Raw genomic sequence first — 15078 nt, 5'->3', positions numbered from 1 at the left:
TTTCTTTAGAGATAATTTACCAAGCTGAGGCCCTGGATCTTCGAGGTGATCGTGTAGGACGTCTCCACCTGGTTCAGCAGTGTTGTCAGGCGCGTAGACGCTTCATAGGTATCGACACCAATCAGATTGGTAAGCTGGGTATCGATGATCGTCTTTTGAGAGCTCATATACGTGTTCGCCTTTTCCACTCGCTCCTGGGACAGGCCAATCTGCGCACGCTGGGTATCAATGCCGGAAATCGCAGAACCGGTCAGGCTCGTGGTGGTGTTGTTGACGACGGAAAGCGCGTCCGCATTCAATCCAGAGTTTACCAGCTGCGAGGATATCACACTTGCGAGCACAAGGCTTTTGAATCCATCCGAGTTGGCTGTGGTGGATGTGGATACGGTTTCCGAACTGCTAATGCGGCTGCTCATGGTTGTTTCGGAAGCGCCCGTCCATGAGGACCAGTCGAGGCCGTCCTGGTAATCCGTCAAGAAGGTCTGCATCTCATCGGCCGTGACGGCAGATGGGTCCGGGAACTGAGCGGAAAAGGCGGCGTTGAAATCGGCCGTGATGTCGTCGATGAAGGTGTCGCTCAACGTCTGGACGTCCGTATTGATGCCAGAGAAGAGATATTCTCCATTAACCGCCGTGTTCGTATAGCTCACGAAATTTTCAAGGGTCGCCTTTGCCGTCGTCTGGGCAACGCTCAAACTGCTGGCATCCGTGTTACCGCTGAGCGCGATGACGGAATTGAGAAGGCTCTGTGCAGAAGCCGACATGTTTTCCATGGCCAGCTGCGAAGCGTCCATACGCTGCTCCGCCACTGCGTTTGCATCGATATTCGCCTGCAGGCGATTGCTTTCACGCGAGTAATCCAGGTTCGTGGATGTGCGTGTCCCAAGCTCAAGGCCTACGTCGGCATAGGTGCCAGTGACGGCCTCCTTCTGCAGCTTGGTGATTTCCGTTTGCGCATTGGAAACCGTCAACTGCATTGCCGTGCTGATGGAGAGTGAGGAAATGGGCGTTGTTTTCATGTTAGTTCGCGGCCTCCATCAATGTCTTCAACAACTCGTCGATCGTTGACATGAGCTTTGCAGCTGCCTTGTAGGACTGCTCGATGTCGAGCATCTGGATGAGCTCCTCGTCCAGGTTCACACCGGTGGAGTTGGAATAGGCCTCTGTCGACTTCGTCAGCATTGCCGACGTGCTCTCCGCAGAGCTTGTGGCGTTGCTACGATATTCTTCGACCCAACCAGCCGAGTCCGTTGCAAAGCTCAAGAGCGTCACATTGGTAGAGATGCCGGCCTTGGGATCGAATTCGATCTGGGTGTTCAAAGCGGACGCGTACTTGAAGAGGAGATCAGAATAGCCCGTCGAACCGTCAGTATTGGGAGTGTCGCCTGCGATGTTACCATCACGAAGCTTGACAGGTGTTGCCTTCGCTTCAGATGAGACGGTGATCAGACCTGCAAGACCCGGAACGACTTCAGCAGTCGTGAAATCGGGCTCCGAACCATCCTTTGTCGTAAACAGTCCTGCGATAGAAGTTCCGCCAGAATCCGTTTCCGCGAAGGCACCCATGACGCCACGAGCAATTTCATCCAGCTGCGACTGATAGCCTGGGTAGACTTCGTCTCGCAGCTGCAAGAGTGCTGGCAGACTGCCCTTCGCCGATGTGTTGCTTCCCTCGCCCGTCTTTACCGCAACACCGTCAATATAGATGCTGTTGCCGGTCGTGTTAGCGTCGTAAGCCGCCATCGGTTCGAACGAAATCTTGCGTGCGGTCGTTTCGAACAGCGTCGTGCTGTCAGTGGTATAGATCACAACATCGTTGTTCGTCCGGACAGCCGTTGAGATGCCGACGATGCCGGAAATCTGCTTCAGCAGACCTTCGCGCTGATCGATGGCGTTGTTGGCATCTCTGCCAGCGGCCGTCGCCGATGTGACTTCGTTGTTGGCTTTCTCGAAGTCCGACAACAGCTGATTAAGCTTGTCAACAGTATCGGAAATTTCTCCGTCTGCGTCTGTTCTAAGCTGCTGAACGGCCTGAGTGGACGTATTGAGCGCATTCGCAACATCGCTCGCTGCACTGACGGCAGCAGAAGCCAAGGTTACGTCACTTGGCGAGGCTGCATAGGTCTGCAGCGCGTTTTGCAAAGAGGCAAGATAGGTCGAGGGAGCGGCGGTGTATTCCTCGCCGCCCAGAACGACACTGAGCGAATTCATGCCATCCAGGAATTTCTGTTTGCCCGCATCATCAGAAGTGGCGGCCAAAGCCTGCTTCAAAAGCGCTTCATCTTCTGCCCGTTCAACCTTGACAACAATGGCACCGGTCGAGGTGTCGGTCGTCGTCACCGCTGCACGCCGATTGTAGCTTGTCGAACTGGCATTCGAGATATTGTTCGAAACGACGCTGCTCTGCAGAGCAGTGTTGCTCAGAGTTGCTTTTGTCGTATTAAGCGCTGAAGCAAGCGACATTCATCTGTCCTTTAAATTACCGAACCAGATTGATAAGGACGTCCATCAGATCGGAACCCGTCTGGAAGACCTTAGAGTTGGCGGTATAGCTGCGCTGCGCCTGGATCATCTCGGTCAACTCCGTGGCGATGTCCACGTTTGATGACTCGAGCTGAGAGGATGCGATTGTTCCAAATCCGTTCGAGCCTGCAAATCCGAGCGTGACCACGCCTGAGTCTGCACTGGTCTGAAAGACATTGCCGGAGAGGACGGAGAGGTTGTCGGGACTGGCGACATCGGCAAGCGGGATTTGGTACAGTGGCCTTGCGGCAGACTTTGCGTATGTCGCAAAAACCGTACCATCTGCGTCGACGCGGACGGACTGAACTGCTTCGGCAGCGTTACCATTGACGCCACCTTCGGCAACCGACGACAACTCGGTTCCGAGCTGCGTCATGCTCGAAATATCGAGCGTAATCTTCGTTCCATTATTCGGATCTTCGAACGCTATCGAGCCAGGATCATTAAGCAATTTGCCAAAATCATCGAAACTGAGGTCGAAGCTATCGATTACACCGTCGTCCGCATAAGGGAAGCCACCCGTACTGCTCGCATACTTCGCATCATAAACCGAAACGGTCCATTCACTATCAGCGGTTTTGGAGAAGTAGAAGTCGTACTTAATCGAGTTACCCTTGGCGTCGTATCCAGTTACAGACGTCTTGAAGACGCTTTTCTGATCAACCACAACGTCAGCACTGTTCTCACTGGCAGATACAGCCGCTGCGGGTGCAGCGTCGCTAAGGTTACCCTTGAGGTAACCTGATGTGGACGGTGTCGCCGTCAGATCGTTCGCTGAAACGTTGACAGGAACGAGCCCCTCATAGCTGTTGATGACCGTTGTAGGCGCGATGCCGGTATATTCGTAGCCGAGCAATTTGTAGCCAGCATCGTTGACGAGAAACCCGCCGTCATCCTTGGTGAACGAGCCTGAACGTGTCAGGAAGATGTTGCCTGCAGTATCCTGCACGACGAAGAAGCCATCGCCCTTGATCGCAAGGTCAGTCGAAGACTGCGTTGCCTGGAGAGCGCCTTGTTGGGATATGGAATAATTGACGTTGGTGATAACGCCGCCGGAATTGTAGTTGCCTCCGTTGGAGGACAGCACCAGCGAGGAAAACGACGTCGACGCGCTTTTGTAGCCGGTGGTGTTGGCGTTGGCGATGTTATCGCCGACGGTGCCCAGACGGTTAGCCTGACCATTCATGCCGGATACGGCGGTTTTCATCGTTCCAAAAAGGCTCATTTCGAATCCTCTGTTCTCATCTAAGGCGAAGTTAGGTGGCAAGCCTTGCGTGAGGCTGTCTGTTTTTCTGTCTCGAGAAAGATTTTGAGAAAAACACAAACAGTCAGGGAACCTTTCTGTCCGTAACGACTTATGGTTTCGATTGCTGCAACCGACGCCGACCGAACCAAAGTCACCGAGCAAAAGAAAACGCCGCAGGCTATGAAACCTACGGCGCGTCAGTGTGCCCGAATTTCGTCCCCCTCTGATATCCAGTCTGGATACCACCGCGGCAGCGTCAGCTCCAGTCGATGCAATAGCCAAGAAAACGCTTGGAATCGATCGGATCGAAACCGAGCTTCTTGCGCAGTTTTTTGCGCAGTTTGCTGATGTGGCTTTCGACAACATTTTCCTCAACTTCTTCGTCGAAGATGCCGTAGATGGCGTTGAAGATCTGCGCCTTGGAAACCCGGCGACCGCGATTTGCGATTAAGTATTCGAGGATACGGCGCTCACGGCGTGGCAACGGGAAGACTTCACCGCTGACTTCCGGATCGCGTCCATCGGAGAACACGCGGATCGGACCTGCATCCGTAAACTGTGTAAGGACCGACAGGCGACGGCGGATTGCCGCTGCGCGTGCCAGGATTTCCCGGGGATGGACCGGCTTGCGCACGACATCGTCCACACCGCAATCGAACAGCGCCAAGGTCGCGTCGAGCGAATGGTGATCGCTGACCGCAATGACCGGCGCCTGAGAGCGATCCCGGATCGTGCGTGGCAACTCGTAGGTTGTCTCCGCCTGACCGATCAGGAATGCTTCGATTGCTGCAATATCGGAATCCGCCGCAGTATTAACCCATTCGCCAAATTCTGCTGGATCAAATCCAGTTGAGGGAATTCCCTCTCGCCCAAATAGGGCAGTGTACCCGTCCTTAACAAGCTTGCGCTCATCAACTACCACGATCATTCGTCCGCCTCCGAATCAGTGTAGCCAATCTACATGCTAGGGTGTACGAATCGCGCGATTCTCCTACAACTACAAAAAAGCACAGGCATTAATTAATAATTGATTAACCATATTATCCCGATTTGATCTATATATAGTATGCCTCTTGAAAAATCGGGATATTTTTTCCGGGGAAAAGTGCGAGTCAACCCACTTAACGCTTGCACTGCCTTTTTTGGCTGAATCTCGCCTCATTTGGTTTTAGCCCATTAAGGCTAACCCCTACTCAACCTGAGGGTGTTCAACTCATGCAGAAATTTCTCGCATTGGCGGTCCACTGCCCGTAGCCCGTTGCGATGAGATTGCTGATGACGCGGCAGACATAACGCTGCTGAGCGGGGTCGTTGTTGGGGCCGGCATGGTATCTAGCTACCGCCATCGTCCAGGTCTCGTGGCGGTCGTGGAGGCGTTTCAAGAACTGCGCGGCGTAGGCCACGTTCTTGGCGGGGTCAAACATCTCGCCCACGGACGCGAATTCCGCGCCGTGAAAATGGATGTTGATCTGCATGCACCCGATATCGATCAGTTTGGCACCGCCTCTGCGGGCATTCTCGACCAGCTGGTAGGCTTCCGAAACGCTGGACGGGAAATAGGCCTTTCCCTCGATGTTGATGGCATAAGGGCTCAATGATCCCTTTCGACCAGTCTCCGTCAGGCCGACGGAATAGAGGATACCTTCCGGTATGCCATATCGGCCTGCCGCAGCTTGAATCTGTCGTTCACAGTCCGCTTTGGAAGCGACTTGCGAGGCATTACAGGTAGACGAGACCAGGACGAGAAGCGGAATTGCGAGCAGGTGTTTCAGGCTGCGACGTAGTTTCATAACTGGTGGTGTCCTCTCGGCTCATGGGGCCAGGCTGCCTGGAAAACCTTTCCTGAGCCCGTTCTTCATTGCCACGCTGCCCCTGCTGGGCGCCTTGCTGTCCCGTATCCTGAGACTGACGATTGCCGCTGCTGTTTGTATCCTGTCGGTCCGCACTGTTGGCGAGAGTGACCGTCACCTGCTCGACGTTGAAACCTTGCGATTTCAGGGCGTCAAGAATGCCGGTGCTGTCTTTCTGCAGCTCGCTGTAACCCTTCAAAGTGTGGGCCGTGAGCTGTACGCTGAGTTCATCACCAACCAGCTTGAGAGCGGCCGTAACGTGCCCAAGCTCGACAGGGCTCATCTGGATCTTCAACACGTGGACCACCTGCCCTGTGCTTGAGATCATGGGAGAATTGGTGGTTTGCCCTGCCATGGTCGCTGCCCAATCCGGGTCCGCAGCCATAGCGCTGGTTATTGCGGTGGCGTTGGTGGGCGCAGCAAGCCCGACAAAGCGCCTGCTTTCAACGACCTGCACAACATCACTAACATCGCCGACAGCTGCGGAAACATCGAGTTTCGCCGTACCATCTTCCTGGCTTTCAATATGAAAATCGATGGACGGCGTATTCTCCTTCTGCAATCTGACCACTGTTTGAGCGGCTGGCTCGATGACAGGCAGAGAACCATCGTCCGGAGCCGTCATGGTGGGCAGTCCCGAGACGGAGTTGGCACCCTGCGGTGATGGTTGCCCATTCTGCTGAGCCTGCGGCTCGACAGGCATAATCGTCGCGGCAAGAAGTGAGAGGAAATCCTGGTTACCGCCAGTCGTATCCAGCGTTTCCGGAGCCTGCTCGCCATCAACGGGTTCATCACCCGATGTGGAGGGCTCCGCCGTCTCAGATGTCGACGACGCGATTTTGGTGAGCGCGGTGACGAGCATCGCGAGATCCGACAGGACCGGCACGGGCTCAGCTCCGTCAGCTGCTGTCAGAACAGGAGGATTGACCGGTGCGGACGCAACTTCGGGACCCTTCGGCGCGACAATACTGTCGGCAATTATGGGCATTGCAGGGTCAGTGACCGGACCGAGATTCGGAAGAGCCGCTGCATCGACAATTTTGCTGGCTGATTGGACCGGGGCGGACGAACCGCTCGGTTGCTCTTGAGCTTGTGATACAGCCGTCGCATCTGCAGGCGCAGCCGCCTGCTTTCCGCCAGCATCACTTGATGTCTTTGACGCGGATGGAGCCTGCTTGGACGAGTTTCCCTTGTCGAGCGATCCCAACGTATCGGAGAAGCCGGAATCGCCACGTTTGGAGGCATTATCCTTACTCTGCCGACCGACCTGGACAATGGCGTCAGGGCTGCCGGGAACGATGGTCTTTACCACATTCATCCTATTTCTCCTCCTGCTCCAACAAAGAATCTATCTCATTCAAACGAGCTCGGCTCTTGTCAAAAAAATCCCGCAATTCAGGGGCGGCCGTGGCCTGCCCTGTCTGTTCCTGTACCCTTGTGTCCTCCGCAGCTGCCTGAACGGCAGGTTGGCTGGCAGCATCTGCGCCATTTCCGGAGGTTTTCTCTGCCGCTTCAGGCGTTCTCACAATCTGTTCCGCTATGGCCTTCGCGGCATCGCGCAGAGCCAGATCGCGCTCGGACAATTCATCGTTTGGAATACTTGCCAATGCATCGCTGGCGCTCTTCACATCCGCGCTGGGAACAGTCGCCAGACCTGAATAGAGCTTGGACAAGGGAGCCCGCGATACATCGCCGGTCTGAGAGGAAAGCGCCGCCGCCTGATCCGTCGCAAATTGCGCAAGCGCGATCGCCCCGCGCAATGAGGCCTGCCGGGCAATGCGCAGATAGATTTCCTCTGCACGCTCCGGGTCCATCAAGGCGGTAATTTCCGCAATATTGTCGGTCGTCACCGTCCCGGCGCCATCTATCGCAAAGTTGACGAAGAGATCGGCAAACTGGGAAGCATAGGGCGAGTGAAGAAATCTCACCGCGTATTTTCTTAAATAAACTAGAGCCTTGCCGTGATCCTTGACCTGAACCATGGCAATGATCGAGCGCCTCAGGGCGGCTTCTTCAATGATCGTACCCGGCGCCGTGACGCGCGCATCATCGAAAAATGCCAATGAGGCCGCCGGATCGCGCGTCGTTGCGATGTTACCGGCGATCAACATGAGATAGGGACCGAGGACACCCTTGCGATACTCCGGCAGGATATCAGCGAGTATCTTCTCGACCTGTATGCCGCGGCCGTTCAGATATTTCTGCAGGATATTCGTGATGCGGGAGTCGAAATGGCCCTGTACGTCGCGTGCAACAAGATAGTCCAGTGTCTGCGGATTGCCACCGCTCATGATATAGGCAAGCGCTGCATCCGCGTTTCGCGAATCCTCGAAGATGGATGCGTCTGCCGTTCTCAAGGTCGTATCGATCGTCTCAAGGAGATACTTCTGCATCTCTCTGGCGGCGTGATCGCCCATCACGACCGAATCCTGCACGAACTGCAACGACCGCAGGATTTTTGCAGGCGGCAAGTCGCTCTGGGCGTGTCCGTAACTGGCGCTGGCCAGCCAGGACATGCTCATCAGCAGGACAGCAATGCGGGTCGCTTTTGTCATCCGCTGCCTCAACTATCCTCGAGCAATATTTCGATGCGACGGTTCGCGCCATTCAACGGATCGTCCGTGCTCTGCAGGCGTCGGTCTGCGAATCCTGAAAGCTGCTTGATGCGCGTTTCGTCCAGACCGCCACGCGACAGCATGTAGTAGGCCGCATGGGCACGATCCATCGACAGAGTCCAGTTGTCCTTTGCGCCCGACTTGTAGGGACGGGCATCCGTATGGCCGCGAATGACAATCGCGCCTTTCTGTTTGCTCAGGACTTCACCGATCTTTTCCATCGCCAATACGAGATCCTTCTGCGGCACAGCCGAACCCACATCGAACATGGACGTGTTGGATTTCTCTGAAATCGTAATCAGCGTGCCGCCCTCTGCCGGCGTCACGACGATGCCTTCGGCAAGTTTGCCTACCACGCCCGAGACCTGTTGCGCGATTTCGTCGCGCAACTCGTCGGTCGTCTTTTCCTGGGCAGCGGAAGCATCCGCCTTGGCAACTGCGGTCTGGCCCTGCTTCGGTGGCAGATCGCCAATTTCATCGATGGCCCCGGATTTCACCGTCTGTGGCTTGGCATTGGCAATTTCGGTCGGCGTTGCCGTTTCGCTGTCGGCTATGACGCTTGCCGGATCCTGCTGCGCTTCGGCGGGTTTCTTGTCGGTCTTCTTCTTTGGCGTGTCCGGCAGCGCGGTATCCTGAATTGCGACAGCACCCTGCTCAGGACGACTATCGACCTGCTTGCTCCAGAAATCAGGGTCGAAGGGATCGCGATATGCCTCCCCACCCGATGCGCCGGTGGAAGGCCCGGAATTGCTGGCACCGCCCTCGCCCTTGGCGCTGACATTGGCTTGCTGCCCCACTTCCTGGGCGATCTCTGCCAGAACCGCATAGGGGTTTTCAAAAAATGCAGCCTCTGAATAGGCTGTCTTGTCGCCAGACGACGCCGTCATGTCCTCACCGCTCGCAGCGGCGGCGGCGTCTTGGGGTTTTTCAGACTTGGTATCGGATGTCTGTTGCGTCTGCTCACCCTTGGCTGTCTTTGCGGGCTGTTTCATGCCCCGGTCTGCCGGTTTTTCATCCGTCAGCTTGATGGGGTTGAAATAGCTCGCGACAGAGGCCTTCGTCGGTTCATTGGCGGCATTGACCAGCCACATGACGAGAAAGAAGGCCATCATGGCGGTCATGAAGTCAGCATAGGCGATTTTCCAGGCGCCACCATGCGCACCATCGTGACCGCCCTTGTGACGTTTCACGACGATGATTTCATTTTTGCCGTGATGGTGATTTTCGCCTTCACTCATCGGCCAAACCTCTTACGCTCTGGAAAAACTCTGAAAGCCTCGTCATCAGGATCGAGCCATCCAGCTGAACCTTGACGTCGATATCGTTCGAAACATCGTAGTCGATGTGGTGGTCGACCGAGCCGAGCTCCTCGCGCATCCGGGACAGGAGCCGTTCAGGTCCTGTGACCTTGATCGCGCCCCCAAACCCGCCTTCGATCTCTGTGATGATCTGCCGGGAAAGTTCGGACGCGGTATTAACCGCGAGCTCCCGCTCCATCACGGTCAGGAACAGACGCAGACACGCCTGCTCGATATTCGCCGCGACGGTCTGCTTCATGGAAATGACCGACGTTGCGAGATGATTTGCGATTTCATCCTCGTAGCGGGTCTGCATCGCGGCAATCTCTTCTTCGTGCCGGGAGCGCATGGCTTCCATTGCGGCCTCGTTCTCGGCCATTGCCTGCTGCTTGCCGGCCTCTTCGCCCTCGGCAAAAGCCTTGCGCTTTTCCTCTTCCAGATCGACTGTGACCTCAGGCTCCGACAGCCAGTCGCTTTCGAAAGAGGCGACAGGCAGCTCAACCTCAAAGGCCGGCGCAGGCACTTCCGGAGGAACGAACTGGCTGAAATCCTTGAGATATTTAGTCAGCGCTCCGCTCATGGACGAACCTCGACCGCTATCGCGCTTGTCTTTTCTCTGGATAAGAAAGTCATGAAATAATCCGCAAGGCATTCAGAAAGGAGCGACAGGGACAATTCCGTCTCACCCGAAGGTGCGCGAAATCCCGGCAGCAATTCGATTTCTAAAGTAGAGGTTCAAACTTGTGCGAGGATGAACCCCTGCCGCAGATTACGCGAAGAGATTTGCCAGGCTCTTGCGGTGATTGTTGGCAATGGAAACAATCTGAACCGCCAGATCGCGCTGCGTTTCATACGCCTTCAACTTTGTGGACTCTTCTTCCATATTGGCATCGACAAGTCGGCTTACGCTCTTGTCCATGGAATCTCCAAGTGAAGCGACGAATTCCGTCTGCTGGTCGATCCGGCTTGAGAGCGTACCGAGCGACGCGCCCAGTTGGTTGAGACGTGCCGATATTTGGGCGACGGCATAGACCATATCGTCAAGCTCCTCGGCGGTCGTTGCCTGCGATATCGAAATCTCCGTGCCATCGGCCGGGTTTGTCGAGTCGGCATTCAAAAGGTAATAATTCCTCGGCCCCGTGCTGGAATCGGGGTTGCGGGCGCTCGCGTCTATGGACGCCGTCAACAAGCCGCGGCTGGCATCGTTCGTGTCAACCATCGTGGTTTCCTGCGTGCTGACACTGAGATACTGAAGGTCGATTGCGCCCGACGCACTTTTCGTGAAGGCGTAGGGCACCGATTTCGTCTCCGACAGAAGCTCCGACGTATTGAACAGCCAGTTATCTCCGGAAAAGCTTGCCGCTTGCGATACGGAGTGCAGGTTTTCTTTCAATGCATTGATTGAACTGTTGATTTGTGACCGGTCCGTCCCGGTTTCATGTGCGGTCGTCAATTGCGACATGATCTGATCGACAACGCTGATCAATGATGTAACCGCTTCATAAGCCGTATCCGCCTTCGAAGCCCCCAGGTCGAGCGCATCCCCCACGCTGCTCAAGACACTCGAATCCGACTTGAGATTCGTGGCGGTCGACCAGTAGCCGGAATTATCCGCAGCCGAAGCGATCTTCAGACCAGACGTAACCCGCTCCTGTGTCTTCGACAAGGTATCGTCGCTGAACAGCAGTGTCTGAAGAGCGCTTTGAATATAGCCGGAAGAAATTATCTTGGTCATGATACCTGCATCTGAAGAAAGCGACGGGACATGCCAGGCAACTGGCGAGAGGCCGTCCTCTCATCATGAGAAGGTGGGACGCGCCAACAGGCGCTGCCTTGGCCAAGGTTAACGAAGGGTAAAACCTGTGGCAACCACCTTACAGGATCAAGCTATGGCGAAACTTGCGCGATCGGCGCGACCCGTGAAAAAACCACCACGAAACAGAAAAACCGCGCCTCTTTTCAGAGAGCGCGGTTTCCACCTGTTTGGGAAGATAATTATTGCTGGAACAGCGACATGATGTTCTGTGCGCTGGAGTTCGCAATCGACAATGACTGGATCGCAAGCTGTTGCTGCGTCTGCAGAGCCGACAATTTCGCCGACTCTTCTTCCATGTCAGCATCCACCAGACGGCTGACACCGGATTCCATGGCGTCGGAGAGCTTGGCGGAGTAGTCATCCTGAAGATCGATACGGGTCTGAAGCGCGCCGATAGCAGCAGCCGAGTCCGTCAGGTTGCTCATGGCGGCTTCAACGATGTCCATGAACGCGTCGATTTCGCCTTGGGTCGATATGCTGGTCAATGCAACGGACATGACGCTGCCGAGGATACCGCCTTCACCAACGCCGGTGGCGTTGATCGTCGCGAACATTGCATAGGATGCAATGTTGAATTTCGCTGTCGTAACACTCACTCCACCGCTGGCAGTACGAATGAAACCGTCAACAACACTTGCCTCGGAAGCGTTGCCCAGCACCATCCAGTTCTCACCAGAGAACGAAGCGCCTTGGGCGATGGCCGAGAGCTGTTCCTGCAGCTTGCCGATTTCGAGCTGGATCTGAGACTTGTCAGTCGACTGCTCACTGGCGGTGACGAGCTTTGACTTGATTTCGTCAACGGCGCTGATCGCGCTTTCCATTGCAGCGTAAGCCGTATCGACCTTTGCAGCACCAACGCCCAGAGCGTCGGACGCAGCGTTGAGGGCCTTGTTATCGGAGTTCATGGTCGTCGAGATGGACCAATAGGCAACGTTATCTTTCGCCTGACCAACGCGAAAACCGGACGAAACGCGATCTTGCGTGTTGGAAAGATCGGTGTTGATCGAACGCAGCGTCTGAAGGGCAGACATTGCAGAGGTGTTTGTCAAAATACTGGTCATCTTCAGGGCGCCCCTTTGGCAATTCTTTAAGAAGAGACATTCCGGTCAAGCCGGGAAACGCAGCAGGCAGCTTCATGCTTACCGACTTAAAAACTCGGTGCGCTGTTTCGATGACCACAGAAGACAGGTTTATGGTTAACAAAGATTTAATCGAAGGGATTTTTTTACCTATATGAAGGAAGGATTAAGACCTGACAGACCCATTAATCTGAGCTAATTTATTGTAAATATTGATGAAAATTTTTCTTAAGGAAGCTTAATTTTTTCAAAAAAAAAGCCGCGCAAACTGCGCGGCTTTTCCATTTCCGGTAAACCGGATTAGCCTCTGAAGAGAGACATGATGTTCTGCGAAGACGAATTCGCAATCGACAGCGACTGAACGGCCAGCTGCTGCTGTGTCTGCAAGGCAGACAAGCGTGCAGATTCTTCTTCCATGTCGGCGTCGACCAGACGGCTGACACCCGATTCGATGGCGTCGCTCAGCTTGCTGGAATAGCTATCCTGCATGTCGATACGAGCAGAGAGCGCACCAAGAGCAGCAGCACCGTCGGTGAGACCGTCAAGAGCGGTCTGCACAGTCGTCATGAATGCATCGATTTCGCCCTGTGTGGAGTTGCTCTGCAGAGCGATGTCCATGACGGAAGCGAGGATACCGCCACTACCAACACCTGAGGTGATGGTGGAGAACATCGCGTAGGAACCCGCGTTGAACGTTGCGGTCGTTACCTTGACGGAACCGGCGGAGTCACGAATGAAGCCATCGACAACCGTTGTGGAAGAACCGGAACCCTGGATCGCCCAGTTTTCGCCGTTGAACGAAGCAGCCTGGCCGATTGCGGTCAGCTGTTCCTGAAGCTTGGTGATTTCGAGCTGGACCTGCAGCTTGTCGACAGATGTTTCGCTGGCGGTTGTAAGCTTTGTCTTGATTTCGTTGACGACATCGATGGCGCTGTCCATCGCAGCATAGGCTGTGTCGACCTTGGCCGCACCAACGCCGAGAGCATCCGTCGCAGCATTGAGTGCCTTGTTGTCGGAGTTCATCGTCGTCGAGATGGACCAGTAGGCAACGTTATCAGAGGCATCACCAACCTTTTGGCCCGAAGACACACGGTCCTGCGTCGTGGAAAGGTTTGAGTTGATCGTACGCAGGGTCTGGAGTGCAGACATAGCAGAAGTATTAGTAAGGATACTCGTCATAGTAAAAGTTGCCCCTTTGGCAAGTACAATTGAAGGGACATTCCGGATTTACCGGTAAACGACGATCAGCCTCATGCCTGCCGGGCAATATAGTTAACCTTCGGCCGCCGTTTCGATAGATCCATCTAACTCTATTAAGGTTAAAAACTTCCAAACATAAAATAAAAAAAGAGTTAATTTGCAAATTAATTTGGTAATACTCTGTTAATGATTTAAAACACAAAAAAAGGCCGGACCAAAAGGTCCGGCCTCGTTTCGTGGAATTGAAATGCTTAGCGGAACAGAGTGAGAATGTTCTGCGAAGAAGAGTTGGCAATCGACAGCGACTGAACGGCCAGCTGCTGCTGAGTCTGCAGGGCAGACAAGCGTGCGGATTCTTCTTCCATGTCGGCGTCGACCAGACGGCTGATACCGGCTTCCATCGCGTCGCTCAGCTTGTTGGAATATTCGTCCTGCAGGTCGATACGGGAAGACAGTGCGCCGAGAGCGGCAGCGCCCTTGGTCAGTTCATCCAGTGCAGTCTCGACAGTCGACAGGAACCCGTCGATCGCGCCCTGCGAAGATGTGTTTGTCAGTGCGATTGTCATCACACCAGCGAGAATGCCGCCTGTGCCAGCGCCGCTCGTGATGGATTCGAACATAGCGTAATCGCCGGCGTTGAATGTCGCGGTCGTAACCTTGACGGTGCCGTCGGAGTTACGAATGAAGCCGTCAACAACGGTTGTCGTGGAAGCTGCTGCCTGAACGGCCCAGTTTTCGCCGTTGAACGAAGCTGCCTGACCGATTGCGGAAAGCTGTTCCTGAAGCTTGGTGATTTCGAGCTGAACCTGCTCCTTGTCAACCGACGTTTCGCTGGCAGCTGTGAGCTTTGCCTTGATTTCGTTGACGACATCGATGGCGCTGTCCATCGCTGCATATGCTGTGTCAACCTTGGCCGCACCTACGCCGAGCGCATCTGTCGCTGCACCGAGTGCCTTGTTGTCAGACTTCATCGTGGTCGCAATCGACCAATAAGCGGCGCCATCCGAAGCATCGCCAATCTTGAGGCCCGTGGACACGCGGTCCTGGGTCTTTTCGAGGTTCGTGTTGATAGAGCGCAGCGTCTGGAGTGCGTTGTTGGCACTGGAATTGAAGTTGATGCTAGACATAAGTTGCCCCTTTTAAAACGCGGTACAAGAGAGGGACATGCCGGATTGCTAGTACCGGCGCGAACGGTTCGGCATCATGCCACTCGGTTCCTTTTTTTCTGCTGGATACCAAACCCGTCACGTAAGGATCAAAATGCGTCCCAAGCATTTCGAAGTTCTTAATTTTACAGGTCTCGCCAACCCCGTTGATTCTAATGGTTAATACGACGCAAACGCTGCGACCTCGCATTAACCGTGAAACGCGCAGGCCCCTCCCCGACCGGAAGACCTGTTTCAAGCAAGGTTCGGCGGATATTATTTCCAAAAGCCCTGAATCAGAAAGGC

At 54.8% G+C, this 15078-nt stretch carries 13 protein-coding genes; all 13 read right to left on the bottom strand.

Annotation, left to right across the window (positions count from 1 at the left end; translation table 11 throughout):
* Positions 1 to 5: 5 nt before the first annotated feature.
* Entirely contained in the window at positions 6 to 1019 is a 1014-nt protein-coding gene (locus tag QRN85_RS07585; protein WP_062586492.1) for a flagellar hook-associated family protein, read from the bottom strand.
* Position 1020: 1 nt separating this feature from the next.
* Positions 1021 to 2463 carry a flagellar hook-associated protein FlgK gene (gene flgK / locus QRN85_RS07580; protein WP_284757322.1) on the bottom strand — a complete coding sequence of 481 codons (1443 nt, stop codon included), beginning with the start codon at positions 2461 to 2463 and terminating at the stop codon, positions 1021 to 1023.
* Positions 2464 to 2479: 16 nt separating this feature from the next.
* Positions 2480 to 3748, bottom strand: coding sequence for a flagellar hook protein FlgE (locus QRN85_RS07575; RefSeq protein ID WP_113219157.1), 1269 nt, complete (start codon positions 3746 to 3748; stop codon positions 2480 to 2482).
* 277 nt (positions 3749 to 4025) lie between these two features.
* The gene (locus QRN85_RS07570) at positions 4026 to 4697 is read right to left on the bottom strand and encodes a response regulator transcription factor (RefSeq protein ID WP_062586486.1); all 672 of its coding nucleotides are present in this window, start codon (positions 4695 to 4697) and stop codon (positions 4026 to 4028) included.
* 280 nt (positions 4698 to 4977) lie between these two features.
* Positions 4978 to 5559, bottom strand: a complete 582-nt coding sequence (locus QRN85_RS07565) for a transglycosylase SLT domain-containing protein (RefSeq protein ID WP_284757321.1) — start codon at positions 5557 to 5559, stop codon at positions 4978 to 4980.
* Positions 5489 to 6937: a flagellar hook-length control protein FliK gene (gene fliK / locus QRN85_RS07560; protein ID WP_284757320.1), complete on the bottom strand. Its 1449-nt coding sequence runs from the start codon at positions 6935 to 6937 to the stop codon at positions 5489 to 5491. The genes QRN85_RS07565 and fliK overlap by 71 nt, the downstream gene beginning before the upstream one ends.
* Position 6938: 1 nt before the next feature.
* Positions 6939 to 8174, bottom strand: a complete 1236-nt coding sequence (locus tag QRN85_RS07555; protein ID WP_122069754.1) for a chemotaxis protein — start codon at positions 8172 to 8174, stop codon at positions 6939 to 6941.
* A gap of 8 nt (positions 8175 to 8182) precedes the next feature.
* The gene (locus tag QRN85_RS07550) at positions 8183 to 9472 is read right to left on the bottom strand and encodes a MotB family protein (RefSeq protein ID WP_284757319.1); all 1290 of its coding nucleotides are present in this window, start codon (positions 9470 to 9472) and stop codon (positions 8183 to 8185) included.
* Entirely contained in the window at positions 9465 to 10112 is a 648-nt protein-coding gene (locus QRN85_RS07545; protein ID WP_284757318.1) for a FliH/SctL family protein, read from the bottom strand. The genes QRN85_RS07550 and QRN85_RS07545 overlap by 8 nt, the downstream gene beginning before the upstream one ends.
* 189 nt (positions 10113 to 10301) lie before the next feature.
* On the bottom strand, positions 10302 to 11267 hold the full coding sequence (locus QRN85_RS07540; RefSeq protein WP_062586473.1) for a flagellin N-terminal helical domain-containing protein: 966 nt from the start codon (positions 11265 to 11267) through the stop codon (positions 10302 to 10304).
* Positions 11268 to 11527: 260 nt separating this feature from the next.
* The gene (locus QRN85_RS07535) at positions 11528 to 12409 is read right to left on the bottom strand and encodes a flagellin N-terminal helical domain-containing protein (RefSeq protein WP_062586471.1); all 882 of its coding nucleotides are present in this window, start codon (positions 12407 to 12409) and stop codon (positions 11528 to 11530) included.
* 318 nt (positions 12410 to 12727) lie between these two features.
* The gene (locus tag QRN85_RS07530; protein ID WP_062586469.1) at positions 12728 to 13606 is read right to left on the bottom strand and encodes a flagellin N-terminal helical domain-containing protein; all 879 of its coding nucleotides are present in this window, start codon (positions 13604 to 13606) and stop codon (positions 12728 to 12730) included.
* Between the two features lie 272 nt (positions 13607 to 13878).
* The gene (locus QRN85_RS07525) at positions 13879 to 14754 is read right to left on the bottom strand and encodes a flagellin N-terminal helical domain-containing protein (RefSeq protein ID WP_062586467.1); all 876 of its coding nucleotides are present in this window, start codon (positions 14752 to 14754) and stop codon (positions 13879 to 13881) included.
* Between the last annotated feature and the right edge of the window lie 324 nt (positions 14755 to 15078).

The sequence above is a fragment of the Agrobacterium sp. fls2-241-TYG-188a genome, assembly GCF_030209845.1.
Note: the sequence above shows the minus strand (reverse complement) of the source record. Positions and strands in the feature narration are given on the sequence as shown.